Source organism: Nonomuraea sp. NPDC050680 (genome assembly GCF_040654555.1).
GTDB lineage: Bacteria > Actinomycetota > Actinomycetes > Streptosporangiales > Streptosporangiaceae > Nonomuraea.
The window spans coordinates 70,020-90,949 of the sequence record NZ_JBFAIF010000001.1; the positions used below are offsets into that span (position 1 = coordinate 70,020).

22 protein-coding genes are annotated in these 20,930 nt (G+C 70.1%); 9 read left to right on the forward strand and 13 right to left on the reverse strand.

Annotated features, from left to right (window positions below):
- Nucleotides 1-40: 40 nt before the first annotated feature.
- From AB0H88_RS00405 to AB0H88_RS00415, 3 genes are read right to left on the reverse strand one after another with little or no spacing between them, the layout of a single operon-like run.
- Nucleotides 41-946 carry a site-specific tyrosine recombinase XerD gene (locus AB0H88_RS00405; protein WP_357639305.1) on the reverse strand — a complete coding sequence of 302 codons (906 nt, stop codon included), beginning with the start codon at nt 944-946 and terminating at the stop codon, nt 41-43.
- 15 nt (nt 947-961) lie between these two features.
- On the reverse strand, nt 962-1,573 hold the full coding sequence (locus tag AB0H88_RS00410; RefSeq protein WP_357639308.1) for an NUDIX hydrolase: 612 nt from the start codon (nt 1,571-1,573) through the stop codon (nt 962-964).
- On the reverse strand, nt 1,570-3,234 hold the full coding sequence (locus tag AB0H88_RS00415) for a CTP synthase (RefSeq protein WP_357639311.1): 1,665 nt from the start codon (nt 3,232-3,234) through the stop codon (nt 1,570-1,572). The genes AB0H88_RS00410 and AB0H88_RS00415 overlap by 4 nt, the downstream gene beginning before the upstream one ends.
- Nucleotides 3,235-3,344: 110 nt before the next feature.
- Between AB0H88_RS00415 and AB0H88_RS00420 the strand changes: the two genes are divergently transcribed.
- The 3 genes from AB0H88_RS00420 (at nt 3,345) to AB0H88_RS00430 (ending at nt 6,151) form a co-directional block, all read left to right on the forward strand.
- Entirely contained in the window at nt 3,345-4,007 is a 663-nt protein-coding gene (locus AB0H88_RS00420) for an acyltransferase (RefSeq protein WP_357639314.1), read from the forward strand.
- Nucleotides 4,008-4,094: 87 nt separating this feature from the next.
- Nucleotides 4,095-5,228: a nitronate monooxygenase family protein gene (locus AB0H88_RS00425; protein WP_357639316.1), complete on the forward strand. Its 1,134-nt coding sequence runs from the start codon at nt 4,095-4,097 to the stop codon at nt 5,226-5,228.
- 68 nt (nt 5,229-5,296) lie between these two features.
- On the forward strand, nt 5,297-6,151 hold the full coding sequence (locus AB0H88_RS00430; protein ID WP_357639318.1) for a GntR family transcriptional regulator: 855 nt from the start codon (nt 5,297-5,299) through the stop codon (nt 6,149-6,151).
- Here the strand turns inward: AB0H88_RS00430 and AB0H88_RS00435 are convergent.
- Nucleotides 6,108-8,576: an FAD-dependent oxidoreductase gene (locus tag AB0H88_RS00435; RefSeq protein ID WP_357639321.1), complete on the reverse strand. Its 2,469-nt coding sequence runs from the start codon at nt 8,574-8,576 to the stop codon at nt 6,108-6,110. The genes AB0H88_RS00430 and AB0H88_RS00435 overlap by 44 nt on opposite strands.
- A gap of 60 nt (nt 8,577-8,636) precedes the next feature.
- On the opposite strand from AB0H88_RS00435, the gene AB0H88_RS00440 reads away from it, so the two are divergent.
- Nucleotides 8,637-9,536 carry a phosphotransferase gene (locus AB0H88_RS00440; RefSeq protein ID WP_357639324.1) on the forward strand — a complete coding sequence of 300 codons (900 nt, stop codon included), beginning with the start codon at nt 8,637-8,639 and terminating at the stop codon, nt 9,534-9,536.
- Nucleotides 9,537-9,540: 4 nt separating this feature from the next.
- Nucleotides 9,541-10,146, forward strand: a complete 606-nt coding sequence (locus tag AB0H88_RS00445) for a DUF4126 domain-containing protein (RefSeq protein ID WP_357639327.1) — start codon at nt 9,541-9,543, stop codon at nt 10,144-10,146.
- Between the two features lie 28 nt (nt 10,147-10,174).
- On the opposite strand, the gene AB0H88_RS00450 is transcribed toward AB0H88_RS00445, so the two are convergent.
- The 3 genes from AB0H88_RS00450 to AB0H88_RS00460 are packed head-to-tail and all read right to left on the reverse strand — an operon-like array spanning nt 10,175 to nt 12,658.
- Complete coding sequence (locus AB0H88_RS00450; protein ID WP_357639329.1) at nt 10,175-10,972, reverse strand: alpha/beta hydrolase; 798 nt, start codon at nt 10,970-10,972, stop codon at nt 10,175-10,177.
- 3 nt (nt 10,973-10,975) lie between these two features.
- Nucleotides 10,976-11,896 carry an alpha/beta hydrolase gene (locus AB0H88_RS00455; protein WP_357639332.1) on the reverse strand — a complete coding sequence of 307 codons (921 nt, stop codon included), beginning with the start codon at nt 11,894-11,896 and terminating at the stop codon, nt 10,976-10,978.
- A gap of 3 nt (nt 11,897-11,899) precedes the next feature.
- Nucleotides 11,900-12,658 (reverse strand): glucose 1-dehydrogenase, encoded by a 759-nt coding sequence (locus AB0H88_RS00460; RefSeq protein ID WP_357639334.1) that lies wholly within the window; start codon nt 12,656-12,658, stop codon nt 11,900-11,902.
- A 200-nt stretch (nt 12,659-12,858) separates the two neighbouring features.
- On the opposite strand from AB0H88_RS00460, the gene AB0H88_RS00465 reads away from it, so the two are divergent.
- Both AB0H88_RS00465 and AB0H88_RS00470 read left to right on the forward strand, forming a co-directional pair.
- Nucleotides 12,859-13,464 carry a hypothetical protein gene (locus AB0H88_RS00465; protein WP_357639337.1) on the forward strand — a complete coding sequence of 202 codons (606 nt, stop codon included), beginning with the start codon at nt 12,859-12,861 and terminating at the stop codon, nt 13,462-13,464.
- Nucleotides 13,465-13,521: 57 nt separating this feature from the next.
- Nucleotides 13,522-14,109: a Uma2 family endonuclease gene (locus tag AB0H88_RS00470; RefSeq protein ID WP_357639340.1), complete on the forward strand. Its 588-nt coding sequence runs from the start codon at nt 13,522-13,524 to the stop codon at nt 14,107-14,109.
- 10 nt (nt 14,110-14,119) lie between these two features.
- On the opposite strand, the gene AB0H88_RS00475 is transcribed toward AB0H88_RS00470, so the two are convergent.
- The 6 genes from AB0H88_RS00475 to AB0H88_RS00500 all read right to left on the reverse strand — a co-directional run bounded on the left by AB0H88_RS00475 (nt 14,120) and on the right by AB0H88_RS00500 (nt 18,094).
- Nucleotides 14,120-14,596 carry a hypothetical protein gene (locus AB0H88_RS00475; protein ID WP_357639343.1) on the reverse strand — a complete coding sequence of 159 codons (477 nt, stop codon included), beginning with the start codon at nt 14,594-14,596 and terminating at the stop codon, nt 14,120-14,122.
- Nucleotides 14,597-14,990: 394 nt separating this feature from the next.
- Nucleotides 14,991-15,815, reverse strand: a complete 825-nt coding sequence (locus AB0H88_RS00480) for a MerR family transcriptional regulator (RefSeq protein WP_357639345.1) — start codon at nt 15,813-15,815, stop codon at nt 14,991-14,993.
- A 30-nt stretch (nt 15,816-15,845) separates the two neighbouring features.
- Nucleotides 15,846-16,805 carry a CPBP family intramembrane glutamic endopeptidase gene (locus AB0H88_RS00485; protein ID WP_357639347.1) on the reverse strand — a complete coding sequence of 320 codons (960 nt, stop codon included), beginning with the start codon at nt 16,803-16,805 and terminating at the stop codon, nt 15,846-15,848.
- A 67-nt stretch (nt 16,806-16,872) separates the two neighbouring features.
- On the reverse strand, nt 16,873-17,004 hold the full coding sequence (locus tag AB0H88_RS00490; RefSeq protein ID WP_357639349.1) for a hypothetical protein: 132 nt from the start codon (nt 17,002-17,004) through the stop codon (nt 16,873-16,875).
- A 49-nt stretch (nt 17,005-17,053) separates the two neighbouring features.
- Entirely contained in the window at nt 17,054-17,413 is a 360-nt protein-coding gene (locus AB0H88_RS00495) for a DUF1801 domain-containing protein (RefSeq protein ID WP_357639351.1), read from the reverse strand.
- Between the two features lie 30 nt (nt 17,414-17,443).
- Nucleotides 17,444-18,094: a DUF998 domain-containing protein gene (locus AB0H88_RS00500; protein ID WP_357639353.1), complete on the reverse strand. Its 651-nt coding sequence runs from the start codon at nt 18,092-18,094 to the stop codon at nt 17,444-17,446.
- Nucleotides 18,095-18,230: 136 nt separating this feature from the next.
- Here AB0H88_RS00500 and AB0H88_RS00505 point away from each other — a divergent pair, with 136 nt between their 5' ends.
- Nucleotides 18,231-18,548, forward strand: a complete 318-nt coding sequence (locus AB0H88_RS00505) for a YciI family protein (RefSeq protein ID WP_357639355.1) — start codon at nt 18,231-18,233, stop codon at nt 18,546-18,548.
- Nucleotides 18,548-20,620 carry an RNA polymerase sigma factor gene (locus AB0H88_RS00510; protein ID WP_357641951.1) on the forward strand — a complete coding sequence of 691 codons (2,073 nt, stop codon included), beginning with the start codon at nt 18,548-18,550 and terminating at the stop codon, nt 20,618-20,620. The genes AB0H88_RS00505 and AB0H88_RS00510 overlap by 1 nt, the downstream gene beginning before the upstream one ends.
- Nucleotides 20,621-20,930: the final 310 nt, after the last annotated feature.

Here is a 20,930-nt window from a genome sequence, read left to right on the forward strand (position 1 = left end):
GCGGCACGCCGAAGTGCCGCACGTCGCAAAAGACTATAGATCACTGCCGGGCACGGGGATGCGCGGCTGCGTACACCTCGCGGAGTTTGTCGACCGTGACCAGGGTGTAGACCTGCGTGGTCGTCACCGAGGCGTGGCCGAGCAACTCCTGGACCACCCTAACGTCGGCTCCGCCGTCAAGGAGATGGGTTGCGAAGGAATGACGGAGAACGTGCGGAGATATACCGGCGAGTCCGGCCCGTTCGGCGGCGGCCTGGAGCACCTCCCAGGCGCCCTGCCGGGTGAGCCGGCCGCCCCTGGCGTTGAGGAAGGCGGCGGGCGTGCCCCGGCCGTGGGCCACGAGGCCGGGCCGGGCCCTGACGAGGTAGGCGTCGAGCGCGGAGCGGGCGTAGCGGCCCAGGGGCACGACCCGGGTACGGCTGCCCTTGCCGCGCAGCCGTACCTGCTCGGCCTCCAGGTCGTCCACGGCCAGGCCGACGGCTTCGGAGATGCGGGCGCCCGTGCCGTACAGGACCTCCAGGAGGGCGCGGTTGCGGAGGGTCAGCGGCGCGCCGTCGGGGCCGGAGGCGGCGATGAGCCGCTCGACCTCGTCGACGGTGATCGCCTTGGGCAGCCTGCGGAGCTGTCGCGGCGGCCGTACCTGGTGCGCCGGGTCGTGGGCCGTGACGCCCTCGCGCAGCGCGAAGCGGTGCAGGCCGCGGACGGCCGACACCGCCCGCGCGGCCGAGCTGGCCACGAGGGCGGGGTGGTCACAGTTGCCCTCCCGCAGCGCGGCGAGGAAGTCGAGCACGTCGGCCTCGCCCACCTCGCCGAGCGACACGCGGCCGCGTGAGCGCAGGTGTTCGAAATAGCGGTCCAGGTCACGGCGGTAGGACGCCAGCGTGTTGGCAGCCAGGCCCCGCTCCACCGTCAGGTGGGCGAGGTAGCTGGAGAGCACCGCCTCCACGAAGTGGTCCTTCCGTCACGCCTCCTTGGCGTCGGCGGGGCGCAACAGGGCGAATCCCTCGACCGAAGCCGCATATGCGGCGAGGATACCGGCCACGGTCGGGGAATTGTGGATCATTCCCATGAGCGCCCTTTCTACCGCGTCGGGCAAAGGCACCCATTCGACCGGCATGTCGATCTCTTCGTGCTCGTGGACGAAGCCGTTCTCGTCCTCGGGGATCTTCGACAGGCCGCGGGCCAGGAACACCCGGACCCGCTCGTTGGACATACCGGGCGAGGTGTAGAGATCGACCAGTGTGTGCCAGGTCTCGGCTCGGTATCCGGCCTCCTCGGCCAGCTCCCGCGCGGCGCCGGTGACCAGCGGTTCGCCTTCTACGTCGCGCAATCCGGCGGGCAGCTCCCAGAGCAGGTGGCGCATCGGGTGACGGTACTGCCGGATGAGCAGCACCCGGTCCTGCTCGTCGAGCGCGAGGACCGCGACGGCCCCGGGATGCACGGCGTAGTCGCGGTCGGCGACCGTGTCCCTAGGCATGCGGACCGTGTCGGTGACCACCTGAACGACCCGGCCCTTGAACCGGTCCTTGGATTCGACGACTTCCCACGCCTCGGGCGTGTCTTCCACTCTCACTTGGCCACCTTCGAGGTCACACGGCTGTCGGCGTAGGCGAGCGCGGCGGTGATCAGGCCCTTGAACATCGGGTTGGCCCGCGTCGGCCGGGAGCGGAACTCGGGGTGGGCCTGGGTGCCGATGAAGAACGGGTGGGCCTCGACGGGCAGCTCGGTGTATTCGACCAGGCGGCCGTCGGGCGACAGCCCGGAGAACACCAGGCCGACCTTCTCCAGCGGCTCGCGGTAGGCGTTGGCGACCTCGTAGCGGTGCCGGTGGCGTTCGGCGACCTTGGCCTTCCCGCCGTACAGCTGCCTGGCCAGGGTGCCCTCGCCCAGCTTGGCGGTGTAGCTGCCCAGGCGCATGGTGCCGCCCATGTCGCGCTCGCCCGCGACGACGTCCTCCTGGTCGGCCATCGTGGAGATGACCGGGTGCTTGGCGTCGGGGTCGAACTCGGCGGAGTTGGCGTCTTCGAGTCCCGCCAGGTTGCGCGCGGCCTCGATGACCATGCCCTGCATCCCGAGGCAGATGCCGAGCAACGGGATCTTGCCCTCCCGGGCGTGGCGGATCGCGCCGATCTTGCCCTCGATGCCGCGGACGCCGAACCCGCCGGGGATCAGCACGCCGTCGACGCCGTCGAGCTCGCGCTCGGCGCCCTCGGGCGTCTCGCAGTCGTCGCTCTTGACCCAGCGGATGTTGACGCGGGCGTCGTTGGCGAACCCGCCCGCCCGCAGCGCCTCGGTGACGGACAGGTAGGCGTCGGGCAGGTCGATGTACTTGCCGACCAGGGCGATGGTGACCTCCTTGGCCGGGCGGTGCACCCGGCGCAGGAGTTCCTCCCACTCCTTCCAGTCCACGTCACGGAAGGGCAGGCCGAGCCGCCGCACCACATAGGCGTCGAGCCCTTCGGAGTGGAGCACCTTGGGGATGTCGTAGATCGAGGCCGCGTCCACAGCCGAGACCACGGCGTCCTCGTCCACGTCGCACATCAGGCTGATCTTCCGCTTGATCGCCGTCTGCACGGGCCGGTCGGAGCGCAGCACGATCGCGTCGGGCTGGATGCCGATGCTGCGCAGCGCGGCCACGCTGTGCTGTGTCGGCTTGGTCTTCAGCTCGCCGGAGGGGCCGATATAGGGCAGCAGCGAGACGTGCAGGAAGAAGACGTTGTCGCGGCCGACCTCGTGCCGGATCTGGCGTACGGCCTCCAGGAACGGCAGCGACTCGATGTCGCCGACCGTGCCGCCCACCTCGGTGATGACCACGTCGACCTCAGGACTCGCCATGCCCTGGATGCGGTCCTTGATCTCGTTGGTGATGTGCGGGATGACCTGAACCGTGTCGCCCAGGTATTCGCCGCGCCGCTCCTTGGCGATGACGTTGGAGTAGACCTGGCCGGTGGTGACGTTCGCCGAACCGTGCAGGTCGGTGTCGAGGAACCGCTCGTAGTGGCCGACGTCGAGGTCGGTCTCGGATCCGTCGTCGGTGACGAAGACCTCGCCGTGCTGGAACGGGTTCATCGTCCCGGGGTCCACGTTGAGGTAGGGGTCGAGCTTCTGCATGGTGACCCGGAGACCGCGTCCCTTGAGCAGACGGCCCAGGCTGGAGGCGGTGAGCCCCTTCCCTAGGCTGGAGGCGACACCGCCGGTGACGAATAGATGCTTGGTTTGCGATGCGCTGCGCAAAGGGGCTCCCGTGGGTCGATGTGTGGTCGAAGCGTCCACGGGCTCTCAGGATATCAAACAACGTCCCCGACATGCCCGAACGGCATGACCTAGCGGTAACTTTGGGCCCTATGTCACTAGTACGGCGGGCGACGGGCGCGCTGATTCACCGTGCCTACAAGGCGATCCGCACGGCTGGGGCGATCACTCCCGCCAGTCCGGGCGGCACCCGTTTCCGGCATCTGGGCGACGGAGTCAGCATCGCCTTCCCACCGGGCGCGATCTTCGGCGAGCGGTGGATCGAGATCGGCGACCACACGCTGATCGGTGAGCGCGTGTCACTGTCCTGCGGCATGGGCCCCGGCGTCGACCTGGGCCCGGACTCGATCCTGCGGATCGGCGGCAGCTGCTCGATCGGCCGGGGCTCGCACATCGTGGCCCACCAGTCGATCGACATCGGCGAGCACGTCTTCACCGGCCCGTACGTCTACATCACCGACCAGAACCACGTCTACGACGACCCGGAGACCCCGATCGGCCGGCAGTGGCCGCGCAACAGTCCGGTCTCGATCGGCGCGGGCTCCTGGCTCGGGGCGGGCGCGATCATCCTGCCCGGCACCAGGATCGGCCGTCAGTGCGTGGTGGCGGGCGGCGCGGTCGTCCGCGGTGAGTTCCCCGACCACAGCGTGGTCGCGGGCGTGCCCGCCAAGCTGGTGCGCAGCTACGATCCCGCGCTGGGCTGGCACACGCCGGGCATGTCGCTGGACATGGACCGGCAAGCCACCGCCTCCTGACCCCGCCCGCCCAGAGGGGGGATCCGCCCGTAGATCTGCCCGCCCATACGGTGGACCGAACAACCTTCTGGCGGTTAGCGTCGGACCATGCGGACCGCCATTTGCGAACGTCTCGGTGTCGAGTTCCCGTTGTTCGCCTTCAGCCACTGCCGCGACGTGGTGGCCGCGGTCACGAACGCGGGCGGCTTCGGTGTTCTGGGCGCGATCGCCTACACCCCCGACCAACTCGACACCGAGCTCACCTGGATCGACGAGCGCGTGGACGGCCGCCCGTACGGGGTCGACGTGCTGGTGCCCGGCAAGCTCGACGCGTCGGCGCTCGATCTCGACGCCCATCTGACCGACTTCATCCCGGAACGGCACCGCGACTTCGTCGCGCACCTGCTGTCCAAGTACGGCGTGAGCGCTCCGCCGCAGCCGCTGGCCGCCTCGACGGACGAGTTCGGCAGGCGGGTGACGGCGGCGGGCGCGACCGGGCTGATCGACGTGGCGCTCAAGCATCCGATCGGCCTGATCGCCAGCGCGCTCGGACCGCCGCCGCCGGAGATGGTGGCCAAGGCCAGGGCGGCGGGCGTGCAGGTGGCCGCGCTGGTCGGCACCGTCGAACACGCCCACAGGCAGGTGGCGGCGGGCGCGGACCTGATCGTGGCGCAGGGCACCGAGGCGGGCGGCCACACCGGCGAGATCTCCACGATGGTGCTGGTGCCGCAGGTCGTGGACGCGGTCGCCCCGGTGCCCGTGCTGGCGGCCGGCGGCATCGCCTCGGGGCGGCAGATGGCGGCGGCGATGGCGCTCGGCGCCGAAGGCGTGTGGTGCGGCTCGGTCTGGCTGACCACCGAGGAGGCGGAGACGGCGCCCTCGGTGAAGCGGAAGATGCTGGCCGCCTCGTCGCTCGACACGGTCCGGTCCAGGTCGCGTACCGGCAAGCCGGCCAGGCAGCTCAAGTCGGCCTGGACCGAGGAGTGGGACGCCGGGCAGGAGAGTCCCGGCCCGCTCGGGATGCCGCTGCAGATGCTCGTGGCCGAGGCCGCGATGTCCCGTATCGGCACGGCGGCCGAGCGCGGCGAACCGGGGGCCGTGGAGCTGGCCAACTACTTCGTCGGGCAGGTCGTCGGCCAGCTCGACCAGGTCAAGCCCGCTCGCGAGGTGGTGTACGAGATGGTGAGCGAGTTCGCCGACGCGGTGGACCGGCTGCCCGGATTGACCGCTCTGTCGGCGTGACCGGGCCGTCGACGTGACCGGGCCGTCGACGTGACCGGGCTGTCGGCGTGACCGGCTACGATGCGCGTGTGGTCGGGACACCCGAGGTCGAGCGCGGCACCGGGGTCCCCGCGCACGTGCAGATCGAGCGGTGGCTGCTGGAGTCCATCGGCAGCGGCGAGATGGAGCCCGGCGACCGGCTCCCGGGCGAGCGGGAGCTGTCGGCGCGCCTGGGCGTGAGCCGGATGACGCTCAGGCAGGCGCTGGCGACGCTGGAGCACGATGGCGTCCTGGTCAGGACGCCGGGCAGGTCGGGGGGCGCGTTCGTCGCCGACCCGCGTGTCGAGTGCGATCTGACGGGGCTGGCGGGGTTCACCGAGCAGATGCGGCGCGCCCATCTCCAGGCCGAGGCCAGAGTGCTGGTCGCCACGACTGTCCCCGCGCCCCGCTCCGTCGCCGCCGCGCTGGAGCTCGCCGTGGGCGAGCCGGTGCACCACGTCGCCCGGGTACGCTCGGCCGGGCAGTCGCCGGTGGCGCTCGAACGCTCCTTCTTCCCCGCGCTGCCCGGCTTCCTGGAGGAGGATCTCGGCGGGTCGCTCTACGCCCTGCTGGCCACCCGCTACGACCTGGAGCCGCGCACCGCCGTCGAGCACCTCGACCCGGTCATCGCCAGGCCCGACGAGGCCGCCGAGCTGGGCGTCGAACCGGGCACACCGCTCATGCTGATCGAGCGCACCGCCTACGCGGCGGCCGGGGAGCCGGTGGAGTTCGCCCGCGACCTGTTCCGCTCCGACCGGGTGCGCATCTCTGTCCGCAGCGGCCTCAGCGCGCCCTCGGTCGGCAGCGGTCCCAGCGCACCCTCGGTCGGCGGCGGCCTCAGCGCACCCGTCCGCGGCGGCCTCAGCGCACCCGCTCCCCCGCCGGGTCGAAGAGCGGGTCCCTGACGACGGTCCCGGTCACCCAGGCGCCCTCCACCTCGACCTCGATCTTGGCGCCCGGCCCCACGGGCAGATACGCGTAGGCGATCGGCGAGCCGACCGTGTAGCCGTGGCCGCCTGAGGTGATCCGCGCCACGACCTGGCCGTCCAGGCGCACCGGCTCGTTGCCGAGCGCGATCGCGCCCGGCTCCAGCGTCAGGCAGCGCAGCCGGCGCTCGGGGTCGGGGTCGAGTGCGTCCTTGCCGAGGAAGTCCTTGTCGAGCTTGACGCAGAAGCCCAGCCCCGCCTCGTACGGTGTGGTCTCGGGCCCGATGTCGGCGCCCCAGACGCGATAGCCCTTCTCCAGACGCAGGCTGTCGATGGCCCGGTAGCCGCCGGCCCGCAGCCCGTACGGCTGCCCGGCCCGCCACAGGGCCTGCCAGAGCGCCAGGCCGTACTCGCAGGAGCAGTACAGCTCCCAGCCCAGCTCCCCCACGAACGTCACCCGCAGCGCCAGCACCGGCACGTCGCCCACGGTGATCTCCCGCGCCGACATGAACGGGAAGGCGAGCGGGTCGGGCGTGAGCGAGCCGAGGATGTCGCGGGCGCGCGGTCCCCACAGGGCGAAGCAGGCGTACTGGCCGGTCACGTCGGCGATCCGTACGTCGGCGCCCCTGAGCGCGGCCTGCTTGCGCAGCCAGCCCAGGTCGTGCGAGCCGAACGCGGTGCCGGTCACGATGAGGAACTCGTCCTCGGCCCGCCTGGTGACGGTGAAGTCGCACTCGATGCCGCCGCGCCGGTTGAGCGCCTGCGTGTACGTCACCGCGCCCACCTGACGGGCGACGCGGTTGTCGCAGACCCATTCGAGCAGCTCGGCGGCGTCCGGCCCGGAGACCTCGATCTTGGCGAAGGAGGTCTCGTCGAACAGGCCCGCCGTCTCCCGCACGGCCCGGTGTTCGACCCCGATCGCGGGCGACCACAACCGCCCGGCCCATCCCTGGGGCCGCTCGTCACCGCCATCCCGCTGGTCGCCGCCGACCCGCTGGTCACCCGCACCCCGCTGGTCGCCGCCATCCCGCTCGTTCGACCGGTCCGGCTCGTTCGACCGGTCCGGCTCGTTCGACCGGTAGAAGTTGACCCGCTCCCAGCCCGCCTTCTCGCCGAACTCGGCGCCGTGCGCGGCGTGCCAGCCGTACGCCGGGGAGACCTTGAGCGGGCGGCCCGCCGAACGCTCGTGGCCGGGGTAGCGGATGTCGTAGTAGGTCTCGTAGTTCTCGACCGCGCGGGCGAGGGTGTAGGACGGGGAGCGGTACTGGCGGCCGAAGCGGCGGATGTCCATGTGCCAGACGTCCATGGCGGGCTCGCCCTCGACGATCCACTCGGCCATCACCCTGCCGATGCCGCCGGCGCCCGCGATGCCGTGCGCGCAGAACCCGGCCGCCACGAAGAACCCGCCGACCTCCGTCTCACCCAGGCAGAACTCGTTGTCGGGGGTGAACGCCTCCGGGCCGTTGATCATCTTACGGATGCCGACGTCGGCCATGGCCGGCACACGGATCCGCGAATTCTCCGAAATTTCGGTGAATCGGTCCCAATCTTCCGCGAGCAGGCGGCCGTTGAAGTCGCCCGGGATGGCGTCGTAGGAGGTCTCGTCCGCCATCCAGGGGGCGCAGGTGCGCTCGTAGCCGCCCATGACCAGGCCCTGGACCTCCTGCCGGTAGTAGACGAGCAGGTCGGGGTCGCGCAGCGTCGGCAGGCCGGTGTGCTCGTGGAAGGCGTCGGTGACCACGTACTGGTGCGACATCGGCACGATCGGGATCCGCACCCCGGCCATCCGGCCGATCTCGGCGGCGAACATGCCCCCGCAGTTGACGACCACCTCGCAGTCGATGTCGCCCTGGTCGGTGCGTACGCGCGCGACCCGGCCGCGTTCGGTGTCGATGCCGAGCACGCGGGTCCTGGTCCTGACGCGGGCGCCGCCCTCGCGGGCCTTCGCGGCCAGCGCGTAGCAGAGCGCGGAGGGGTCGATCTGCCCGTCGGTGGGCAGGTACGCCGCGCCGACGACGCCCGAGGGGTCCATCAGCGGGAACAGCTCGACCGCCTCAGCGACGGAGATCTCCTCCAGCGGCAGCCCGAACGTGCGCGCCCAGCCGATCTGGCGGCGGATCTCGGCCATCCGCTCCGGCGTGCCGGCCAGCTTGATGCCGCCGCACTCCGTCCAGCCGGCGTCGAGCGTGCGGTAGAGCTCCACCGAGTACTGATTCATCCTGGTCAGCGTGGGGTCGGCGCGCAGCTGGCCGACGAGCCCCGCGGAGTGGAAGGTCGAGCCGCTGGTCAGCTCGTCGCGGTCCAGCAGGAGGACGTCGCGTTCGCCGAGCTGGGTCAGGTGGTAGGCGACGGAGGCGCCGCCCACGCCGCCGCCGATGATCACGATGCGGGCCGAGTCGCTCATGCGGGCGAGGCTACACTAAAGGTCTAGACCGTTTAGGGGGTGGCGGCGCTAGCATCGACCATGACCGAGATCCTCGACCGCATCCCCCTGCTGTCCGGCGTGCCGCGTTCCATCGAGGAGTTGCCCGGCGGGCTGACCAACCACAACTACAAGGTGACCGTTCCCGGCGGGGCCTATGTGGCGCGGGTGTCGGCCAGTGAGGGATCGCTGCTGGCGATCGACCGGGACGTCGAGCACACCTGCTCGCTGGCCGCCGCGCGGATCGGGGTGGGGGCGCCGGTGCACGATTATCTGCCGGAGCTCGGGGTGCTGATCGTGGGTTTTCTGCCGGGCCGGACGTTCACGGAGGCCGATCTGCGCGATCCGGCGAACCTCCGGCGGCTGGCCGAGGTGTGCGGGCGGCTGCACGCGGGGCCCCGGTTCGGGCGGGATTTCGACATGTTCGAGGTGCAGCGGGGGTATCTGGAGATCGTCCAGAGCCGTGGATACCGCCTTCCGGCGAAATATCTCGACTTCATGCCCGAGGTTGAGCGGATCCGGAAATGTCTGGCTATTCGGGATGTGGGGCGGGTGCCGTGTCACAACGACCTGCTCCCCGGCAACATCATCGACGACGGCGAGCGGCTCTGGCTGATCGACTACGAGTACGCCGGCAACAACGACCCCTGCTTCGAGCTCGGCAACATCTGGAGCGAGTCGGACCTGTCCCTGGACCTGCTGGAAGAGCTCGTCACGGCCTACTACGGCCGCCGCCTGCGCCACAAGATCGCGCGAGCCCGGCTGCTCGGGCTCATGTCCAAGTACGGCTGGACGTTGTGGGCCTCGATCCAGGACGGCGCCAACCAGAGCATCGACTTCGACTTCTGGTCGTGGGGCATGGAGAAGTACGAGCGGGCGGTGGCCGAGTTCACCGGATCCGGTCTGCCCCGCCTCATGGACGAGGCGGTCCGGGCAGACTAGAAACATGTTCGCCGCACTGACAGGGCTCGGACTGTCCACCGCCGCCGGCCTGAACGCCTACATCCCGCTCCTCGTGGTGGGCATCCTGGCCAACTTCACCGACAGGGTGAAGCTGCCCGACGGCTACTCGTGGCTGTCCAACTGGGGCGTGCTCGCCATAATCGCGGTGCTACTGGTCGCGGAGATGGTGCTCGACAAGATCCCGGCCGTCGACAGCATCAACGACACCATTCAGACTGCCGTACGACCGGCGGCCGGCGGTGTGGTCTTCAGCGCCACGAACGCGGCGTCGGAACTGGACCACTCGGCCTGGATGGCCGAGCACCCATGGGCGGGCTGGCTGCTGGGCATCCTGGTGGCGCTGGCCGTACACGCGCTGAAGGCGACGGCCCGTCCGATGATCAACGTGGGTACGGGCGGCGTGGGCGCGCCCGTCGCCAGCACGGTGGAGGACGCCGGGTCGCTCGGTATGAGCCTGATCGCGGTGTTCCTGCCCGCGCTGGTCATCGTCGCGCTGCTGGCGCTGGCCCTGCTCGCCTGGTGGACGATCAGGAGAGTACGCCGCTACCGCGCCGCCCGCCGGGCCAGACGGACGGCGGCAAGTCCATAGCCACCAGCACGGGACAGCTCAGGACGGATCAGGAGGCCCGTAACCATCGGCGCAGGACCAGGAGGAACTCGCCGGGGCGCTCCTCGTGCAGCCGGTGGCTGGAGCCCTCCCAGCACACCACCTTCGAGGCCGGATGCTTGCAGAGCCCCGCCTCCCAGGCCGCGCGTTCCGGGTCGGACCAGATCGACAGCACCGGGCACTCCCTGCGGGTCAGGTAGTCGTCGCTGGCCGGCCGCATCCCGATCGAGTCGGGCTGCGTGAACATGGCCTCGAACGCCTGGAGCAGCACGTGCGGCGCCATGCCGTACAACCGGCGCTTGTGCCAGCGCCTGATGACGGCCGGGGTGGCGGCGTTGGTGCACCATTCGTCGAGCTGCTCGGCGGCGGCGTGCGCGTGCGGGCCGCGCAGCGCGGCGATCGTCTCCGGGAAGCCCCGCGCGACGTCCGCCGTGATGCCGTAGCCGGGATCGAGGGCGACCAGCTTGCCTACCTTGTCCGGATGTTCGACGGCCAGAATGGAGACGACCTGCCCGCCCATGGAGTGACCGATCGCGATCACCTCGGGGATGGCCAGCCCGTCCAGCAGCGCGGCGAGGTCGGCGGCCATCTCGCGCGGCGTGTTGCCCTCATCGGGCACGGAGGAGTAGCCGTGCCCGCGCAGGTCCACCGCGATCACCCGGTGCTTGCCGGCGAGCGCGTCGATGTGCCAGGACCACTGGTGGGAGTCCGTGCCCCAGCCGTGGACGAGCAGCAGCGGCGGCCCGTCACCCTTGCCGTCGTCGGTATAAAAGAGCCGAATATCCTGCCCTAAATCGGCATAAGGCATCTTTTACCCCACCCGCTCCTTGATCGTGGCGCAGACCCGCTCTTCGGCCTCCTTCGCGGCGGGCAGCATGGCGCCCAGCCCGAAGGCCCCGTGGAACATCCCGGCATAACGCACGCTCCACGTGTCCACCCCGGCCGCGCGCAGCCGCTCCGCGTACGCCTCGCCCTCGTCCCGCAGCGGATCGTGCTCCGCCGTGATCACCAGCGCGGGAGGCAGCCCGCTGACGTCCGCCTTGATCGGCGAGCTGTACGGCTCGGCGCGCCTCGCGTGGTCGGGCTGGTAGCAGTCCCAGTACCATCGCATGTGCGCCGCGGTCAGGAAATATCCCTCCGCATTCTCCGCGTGCGAGGGGGCGTCCTGGGCGGCGTCGGTGACGGGATAGATCAGCACCTGCAGCGCGATCGGCGGCCCGCCCTCGTCTCTGGCCTTCAGGCACGTCACGGTCGCCAGGTTGCCGCCCGCGCTGTCACCGGCGACCACCAGCCTGCCAGGATCGGCGCCCAGCTCCCGGGCGTGCTCGTACACCCAGCGGGTCGCGGCGTAGGCGTCCTCGACGGCGGCCGGATACGGATGCTCCGGCGCCAGCCGGTAGTCGACGGACACCACGATCACGTCGGCGTCCGCGCAGATCAGCCGGCAGACGGGGTCGTGGGTGTCCAGGGTGCAGAGCGTGAACCCGCCGCCGTGGAAGTACACGACCACCGGCCGCACCGCCCGCTCCGTCGGCGGCCAGTAGACGCGCACGGGCAGGTCACCGGCCATCCGGTTCTCCACCCGGCCCACCTTGTACGGCTCCGCCTCCGGCTGGGGCATCTCGGCCAGGATCCGCCGGGCCTCGACGGCGTCCATCACCTCAGTGCCCACTTTGGGGAAGACCGCCGTCATGGCGTCGATGACCGCCCTGGTGACCTCGTCGATCGCCATACTTCACTCAGCCTCCGTCCGCGGGAGCATGGCGGTCTCGCCCGCCGTCCAGCCGCCGTCCACCGCCAGCTCGGCGCCCGTCACGTACGAGGCGGCGTCGGACAGCAGGAACGCGATGGTCTCCGCCACCTCCTCGGGCTCACCGCACCGCCCGGCCGCGGCCAGCGGGAACCCTCCCTCGCCCGAGACCGCGCCGTGCCGGAGCGTCATCGGGGTGACGATCATGCCGGGATGTACGGAGTTGACCCTGATCCGGTGAGGGGCGTACTCGATCGCGGCGATCTTGGTGAGGCCGCGGACGCCCCATTTGGACGCGCCGTAGCCGCCCGTGCCGGGGAGCGCCGTCAGGCCGGCCGCCGACGACAGGTTCACGATCGAGCCGCCGCCTGACGTGCGCATCGGCGCGACCACCGACTTGAGCCCGAGGAAGACGCCGACGAGGTTCACCTTGAGCACGCGCTCGAAGTCGTCGAGCGTGTACTCCTCAAGGAGCGCCGAGCGGGCGATGCCCGCGTTGTTGACCAGCCCGTCGATCCGGCCGTATTCGTCCAGGACCTCCTCGACCACATCAGCCCACTGATCCTGTCTCGTCACGTCGTGCGGGATAAATCGTGATTCGAGGTCTTTTGCGGTGGCGGTGCCGTCCTCCACCAGAACATCGGTGATCACGACGGTGGCCCCCGCCGCGACGCAGCGGCGGGCCGTCGCGGCTCCCATGCCCCTGGCGCCGCCGGTGATGAGCACTACCTTGCCGTCAAGCATGCGTGGCTCCTTCGCGGTACGTGAACTGAATCACGCACCCGCAACAACAATCAAGAGCTTGCTTGGTAGTACGGAGCTTGCTTGGTTGTACGGAGCCTGCTTGGTAGTACGGAGCCTGCTTGGCCACGCACCCGCCCCGCGCTCGCACTATCCTCTAAGCAGCGACCGTTCAGGAGTCGGCAGTCGACAGTCAGCAGGAGGTGGGGACGATCGCCGAGGTCCTTCTCATCATCCTGGGCGTCCTGTGCTTCCTCGGCCTGGTGGCCGGCGTCGGCATCTACTTCCTGGTCAAGCTGGGCCAGAAGGCGGCGATCAAGGCCAGGCAGGCGGCGACCCAGCTGACCACGCACGTAAACGCCATGGGCGCCGGCGACGCCGGCGAGGTCGAACGCCTCCGCCTCGACCTGCGCCGCGAGGTCTCGATCACCCGCCAGGCCGTCGAACAAGCCCAGCGCCAGGGCTGGGGCCTCGGCGACCTCCCTCGGCTCCTGGCCGACCTGTCCGCGCAGGCCGACGTACACGACGGGCAACTCGCCATGTACGCCCAGCAACGCCGCGCCTCGCCATATGTCGACCACGTCACGCTCAATCGCCTACGCGAGCACCAGGCCAAGCTGACCGCCATGTGCGCCCGCATCCGCGCCGACCTTCTCGGTGACCAGCTCCAGCACGCCTCGGCCGGAATCGACGACCTCCACTCCCGCACGGAGCTGGAGATCGAGGCCCGCCGCCGCCCCCCGGACCCGCTCGACGAGATCGACGAGCTGTATCGCAGGAGCACGCAGGAGCGCCGAGACTTCCCCTGACGGTTACCTGACGTGGCATAATGGCTTCGTACAGTGAGCTTTTTGAGGAGACGTGCGATGACCGCGGCATTTCCTGAGTGGTTCTATCCCGGCCCTCCCGGCGGATGGACCGCCGACATGCTCGATCACCTCCCCCCCGACGCGCCCAAGCACGTCGAGCTGATCGATGGGTCCCTCATCTTGATGTCGCCGCAGGCGGGCTTCCACATGCTCGTCATAAACCTGCTCATTGACCACACCCTCGGGATAAAAACCCCTCCCGGTCTTATGATCGCGCGTGAGATGACTGTAACGCTGGGCATGCGGCAGCGGCCAGAACCGGACGTTCTAGTGGTCAAGAGTTCTGCGTTCGCTAGCCGGGTCACCTCCTTCACTCCTGACGACGTCCATCTGGCCGTTGAAGTGGTCTCCACGGAGTCGAGAGAAAGAGACAGGACCACAAAGCCAATCAAGTACTCGGACGCGGGCATCAAGCATTTCTGGCGGGTGGAAGAGGAAGAAGAATTGAAGCCCGTCATCTACACGTTCGAGCTCGAGCCGGCGGTCCGGGCCTACGTTCCAACCGGCATCCATCGCAAACGTCTACAGGTCGACATCGGTTTCCCCGTAGACATCGACCTCGATCTGCACAGGTTCGTCCGCTGACGTCGCGCCCCTAGACGCGATGGATGAACGCGTCATACTCTCCCACGCTGGCACCCTTGTTGAGCATGGCACGTGCCGCCTGTGCCTGCCGAATCGTGGGGAGGCGGCCTTCGAGCAGGATCGGCAACGTGAGCCGCCGAGCCAGCACCTCACGCTCTGAGATCCCGTACGGCCTGCGCACCACGGACACGTTGACCCGCAGCGCGTGCTCGTTCCCGGGTACGACTCCCGGTCGATCGACCTCGATCGCGACATAACGGAACCCATTGGCCAGGTCGCACGGCCCGCACCCGGCCGGGCCCCGGCTCAGCCGGCCGCCGCACTCGGGGCAGGTCAGCCGGTCGTAGGCCGCATCGACCACCCGCCACAGATGCCTGTCAGGCTCGTCGACCACCATCTCGGCGATGGCCCGCTCATCTGACTGCTCAGCCGTACCGAACTCCCCCTCCAGGAACGCCCGCCAGCCGCTCTCGACGATCAGGTCCACCTCGCGGGCACACCGAACACACCCCGGCGCTCCTGCCGGTTCCCAGTGGGAGCACTCCTCGCATCGCCGCACTCCAGCACCATACGAGCGACGGCGAACGGCTTCACCTGGTTATCCAGCCATGGGCCCGGGAGTCCGCCGGAGCGAAGGCGCCAGGGCAAGGGGTGAGTGATGCGCGAGGCAATCATCGTGATCGCGGCCCCGGAGAAACAGCAGGCGGCGCCGACCGCGGCTGATCTGGTGGCACGAGCCCGGATCCCCGGCTCCGGCAGACGCACCAACGCGACGCTGACCGAGGCCGGGTACGCGGCGGTCGTGGCGGCGGCGCCGGGACATGTCGCAGCGGGTGGTTCTCGAAACCCAGTACAAGCGGTGTTCCCAGAACATGGTCAAATCACCGAGCAGACTGTGGCTTCTCGCCGTCTCCGCGGTCGTCGGACGACGGCTGAGCACTGACCATGATGCCGGCGCGGGTGAGCACATCGATCTGGGCGGGGTTGTCGTCGGCCTCGTGGAGCAGGTGCGCTCGACGGAGCACGTCGAGCTGCGCGGGGTTGTACAGCGCCCTGAGGGCGTGACCGGCGGCGCGCCGCGCCGCCTCGGCCTGGCCTGGCGTGGTGGCCCGCGGCTCCAGCGTCACGCCGTGTGCGGTGGCGCCCGGGTCGATGAAGGGCGCGAGCTGCTCGGCGAGGGCCTGCCGGGTGGCATCGTCGGCGTCTTCGGGCAGGTCGCGGAACGCCTCGTCGAGATCGTCGTTCGGGTGTGCCTCGAGCGTCCGGCGCAGCACCTCCATCGACTCGTCCGAGAAAAGCTGGGCGTAGATCGTCAGCAGGGCGCGGTCGTTGTCGCGCAGGTCCTGGACGAGGCCGCTGAAGCTGGTCGGCACCTCAGGTGAGGCACCCGGCCGCGCCAGGGTGGCCAGCTCTCGCCGGATGCTCTCCAGCCGCCGGATCGTCGCCTCGAGCTCGGCGTCGACGGTCCGGAAAACGGAGGCCTGCCCTTCGCCGCTCGTGCCCATCTCGGCCACCTGCGCGAGCGGCACACCGAGCCCGGTCAGGCGCTTGATCTGCAGGAGCCGCGTCAGGTGGTGCACCTCGTAGCGCTTGTAGCCGTTGGGCTCGCGGTCGGGCTCGTCGAGCAGCCCGACCTGGTGGTAGTAGCGCACCGTCTTCACCGTGGTGCCTGCCAGGTCGGCGATCTCGCGTGTGCTCCAGGTCATGGGCCCTCACCTCGTCGTCCGGTGCCGATTTTAGGTCGTGCTCCGTGCGCGTCGCTCGCGCACCCAGACGAGGACGACCATGGCGATGTTGACGGCGGCGAGGATCAGGAGGGCCGCATCACCGGTGTCGGTGGACCGGTCGATGGTGTAGCCCTCGCCGTCTGCCATCAGCGCGTTGACGCTCGAGAACAGGACGTTGTTGGCGACGTGGAACGCGGCCGGCGCCTCGATGCCGCGGCTGATGATCGCCATCAGTCCCGTGGCAGCGCCGATGAAGGTGTAGTAGCCGAACAGCCAGGGGTCGCTGGAGCCGTGAACCACCGCGAAGGCCAGGCTGGAGACCACCAGGCCGATGGCGAGGGCCGGGCGAACCGCGCGTACCCAGGACGCGGCGGCGGGCAGCACGGTGCTGCGGAACATCAGCTCCTCGCCGACGGACTGGAGCGGGGTGCTCAGCACGGTGATCACCAGCATGAGGATCGTCGTCCCGGAGACACCGAACGCGACCCAGCCTGGGGACTCGGGGGCGACCAGCGCCACCACGCCGATGCCGGCGCCCACCAGCAGGGCCGCGCCGAGCAGGTACTGCGCCAGGCGTCGACCGTCGAACGCCCGTGGCGAGCTGATCAGGCTGCGCCACGGCACCTTCGCCAGCCGTGCCAGCAGCAGGATCGCCACCACGCCCGCGATGCCCACGCTCAGGTTGACGGCCAGCAGCTTCAGCGGGGTGAAGGTGGCGGACATCGGGTCGTCGCTGCCCTCGATGACGCCCACGACCTGGTACAGCAGGATCTGCAGGAGCACCATCACGACCGGCGGCACGACGAGGACGACCAGCGGCCTCCACCAGCTCATGCGGACGTGGGCACCGAACGGCCGGGACCCGTCGACCTCCGGCCCGCGACGTCCGCGTGCCGGGTCGTCAGCCTGGTGCGGTGAGCTCGGGCGCGCTGCCGTGGCCGGGGTCTGGCCGGGTTCTGGCACGGACATCGGGCGGTCCTCCTGGGTCGAGATGGTTGTTCCACGCCCAAGGGAACACCGTGCCCTGGGGGCACACTCAAGCCGCCAGTGGGCCCAAGGGCCAGCACCTGCTGTGGTAGGCCAGCCAGGCGAGCCGGCGGAGCACGGCCAGGCGCTGGTGCTGGCTGATGGGCGCGGGGTTGGTGGTGGACTGGTGCGGGATGGCCATCCGCGGAGCCCGTTCCGGGATTTCCGGAACGGGCTTGGACGCGTCCGGGTCATTTCTCCAGGGCACGGGCGGCGTTCAGCCAGGTGGTGAAGAGTTCGGCGTCGACCTCGGCCAGGGTGCGTAGTTTGACGGCGGCCATCTGCCGGGCGGCGGGCTCCAGGCGGCCATCGGCGTCGGGGATCTCCTGTCCGCGCCACAGGCCGAACGTCACGTAGGAGGAGTGGGCCTTGACGTAGGCGATCGGGGTCCTGCCCGGGGCTGGGCCGAGGCTCCAGACCGGGTGGCCGTGCCAGATCGCCCCCGGCTGGGACAGTGCTGAGTCGATGATGGTCTGGAGTTTCCCGGCGATCTCGCGGAGGGGCTGGTCGAGGGCGGCGGCGTACTCAGCGACGTTTGCGGGCTTGCTCATTCTGGCTCCCTGGTTTCGGGCGATCGCGGTTCAGGCGGACTTGCGCAGGCGGGCGGCGACCAGGGAGACCCAGGCCATCGCGGCAGTGACACCCACCGCGAGGGTCAGGGAGCCGGCGCGGCCGCCGCTCATCGCCCAGCCGTCGCCCACGATCACGGCCGCTCCGGCGGCCCTGGAGGCGATGGCCATGCCGCGGGCGCCGGCGCGGCTGAAGTGGCGGCCCAGGACGAAGCCGGCCGCGGCCAGGGCGATGAACGACACCGATCCGGATGCCATGTGCAGGACGCTGTGCCAGCTCATAGCCGCCGGCATCCCGTCCGGGGTGCCGATGGGGAAGCCGTCCCCCGGGTCCATGACGAAGACGCCGGCCGCGACCATGCCGATACCGTTGATCAGCAACAGGCGCGGCGCCCAGATCCCGCCGGGCTTGCCGCGCAGGACCTGCCGGAGACCGAACGAACCGGCGATCACCAGCGCGCCGACGAGCAGGAAGTTGGCGATCTGGATCCAGCCGAGCGGGCCGGTGGACAGCACGCTCAGCGGGTGGCGGGTCAGGTCGAAGCCCTCGCGGGTGAGCACCTGGCCCAGAGACACCAGCGCCCAGACGGGGGCGGCCGCGGCTGCGGCGGTGAGCAGCGTGCGGGTGGAGCTTCCTGCGGTGGTGGTGGCGATGGCGGTCATTTCTGCGGTGTCCTTTCGTGGTTTTGCCTACGCGTCGTTCCGGCGATGTGACAGGGAACGCAGGACGGCGTTCCCTGTCACATAGGGTTGGTCGACGCTTGGGCAAAGACAGAAGTTCGACCCAAAGGAGCACCGCATGCGATTCCTCATGACGAACGTGAGCGAGAAGTCGGCGGACGAGGCGCTCTTCGCCGAGATGGGCAAGTTCATCGAGGAGATGACCACGGCCGGCGTGCTGCTGGCCACGGGTGGGATGGAGCTGGGTGGCAGCGTGGTCAAGGCGAGTGGTGGCGAGATCACCGTGATCGACGGACCCTTCGCTGAGGCGAAGGAGATGGCGGGAGGGTTCGCGTTGATCGAGGTCAGGTCCCGCGAGGAAGCGCTGGAGCTGGCGCGTCGCTTCTTCCAGATCATCGGTGACGGTGAGGGCCGAATCCAGCAGATCTACGGGTGATGGCGCCCCGGGACGCCCACGCGGCGATCGACGCGGTCTGGAAGCTGGAGTCCGCGCGGATCGTCGCGGGGCTCACCCGGATGGTCCGCGACGTCGGCCTGGCCGAGGAACTCGCCCAGGACGCGCTGGTCGCCGCGCTGGAACAGTGGCCAGAACAAGGTGTCCCGGGCAATCCGGGCGCGTGGCTCATGACCACCGCCAAACGCCGTGCCATCGACCGCATCCGCCGCGACGAGCGCCTGCACCGCAAGCAGGAGGAGATCGTCCACGCCCTGGAGGGCCTCGACCAGGGCGTGGACGACGACGTGTTGCGCCTGATGTTCATCTCCTGCCATCCGGTCCTGCCCGCGCAGGAGCGGGCCGCGCTGACGCTCCGGCTGCTCGGCGGGCTGAGCGCCCAGGAGATCGCCCGTGCGTTCCTAGTCTCCGAGCAGGTTGCCGCCCAGCGCATCGCGCGGGCCAAGCGCACGCTCGCGCAGGAGCAGGTGCCGTTCGAGCTGCCGTCCGGGCCGGAGCTGGCCGACCGGCTCGCCTCCGTGCTCGAGGTCATCTACTTGATCTTCAACGAGGGGTACACGGCGACGTCCGGCGACGACTTGATGCGCCCGTCGCTCTGCCTCGAAGCGCTGCGGCTGGGCAGGCTGCTGGCCGAGCTGGCGCCTCGGGAGGCCGAGGTGCACGGGTTGGTCGCGCTGATGGAGATCCAGCAGTCACGCTCGGCCGCGCGTACCGGCCCGTCGGGCGAGCCCATCCAGCTCCACAAACAGAACCGGGGCCGCTGGGACCAGCTCCTGATCCGCCGCGGGTTCGCCGCGATGCTGCGGGCCAGGGAGGCCGGCGGTCCGCTCGGCCCCTACGTGCTGCAGGCCGCCATCGCCGTCTCCCACGCCCAGGCGAAGACCGCGGCGGAAACCGACTGGGCGCAGATCGCGGCACTCTACGAGGCCCTGGTACGGCTGGCGCCCTCGCCCGTGGTGCAGCTCAACCGCGCCGTTGCGCTGGGCATGGCTCACGGGCCCCACGCGGGCCTGGATCTCGTCGGCACGCTGGTCGCGGACCCGGCGCTCAAGGACTACCACCTGCTGTCGGTTGTCCGCGGCGACCTGCTGGCCAGGCTCGGACGGCACGACGAGGCCAGTACGGAGTTCGAGCGCGCCAGCGCCCTGACCCGCAACGAGGCGGAACGCGCGTTCCTCCGCAACCGCGCCGCCACTGGCGCGACCCGGGCGGCGGGCATCACGCTGGGCCAGGCCGCGCGGGACTTCCTGGCCCGCGACAGTCTCGGTCCGGAGACGATCCGCTCCTACGGCCAGACCCTGCGCCGCCTGCTCCTGGACCTGGGCTCCGGCACGCCCCTGGCTGAAGTGACCGCGCAGAAGGTGGCCAGGGTCTTCGCCGTCGCCTGGGGCACGACCGCGGCCAAGACATGGAATCGGCACCGCGCCGCCGTCCGTTCGTTCGCCTCGTGGGCGTCCGCCGGGGACCTGGCGGCGGAGCTGGGCAGGAAGCCGGAAAGCCGCGAACGCCGCCCCGCCCTCGACAGCGCCCGCCTCGAAGCTCTCTGGCGGCACCCGTCACTGCGCGAGAGAACGTTCTGGCGGCTGCTCCACGAGTCGGGCGCCGCCGCCAGGGCGGCCCTGTCGCTCAATGTCGAGGACCTCGACCTGGCGGGCCACCGCGGCCGGGTCGGCGCCAGGAGCGGCGGCGCGGTGTGGATCTCCTGGGCGCACGGCACCGCCGCCCTGCTGCCCGAGTTGGTGGCGGGCCGGACCCGCGGCCCGCTGTTCCTCGCCGACCGGCGCCCGGCTCCCGCCCGCAGGCCCGGGCCGGCCGACCTGTGTCCGGAGACGGGCCGCGGCCGCCTGTCGTACGAACGCGCCGAGTACCTCTTCAAACAGGCCACCGGCGGCACGCTTCGGCAGCTCTCCGGCGCAGGCTTATGCGTCCGCGAGGCTCAGTCCCGTCCGGACAACGCGGTAGGGGGCGCACACGAACACGGCCGGTCCTGGACCGAGATCGGCGACGCGGCTGGGACGACCAACGACTCCGCCCGCAAGCAGTGGGGACCCTAGCGGGTCATAACCTGCGTCCCAATGTGATGTGCCGGTTTGTGTGGGTGAGTGAGTGGGCGGAGGCCGAAATTCAGTTGCCGCGACCAGGCCCGCTCGGCATACTCAGTCAGGCTGACCACAGCGCGTTACGCAACCGTGTAACCGGTGCATATCACAGCGCGTGTCGCAGCCTGTACGTGGAAGGCGAAAGGAGGTTGAGACCGTGATGACGACTGTTCGCGTGCCGTTTTCCGCGTCCTCTGACCTCCCCACCGGGATCTCGCCAATCTGATCGCTGAGCCGGTGGGCCTCATTCCTGGAGAAATCCCAC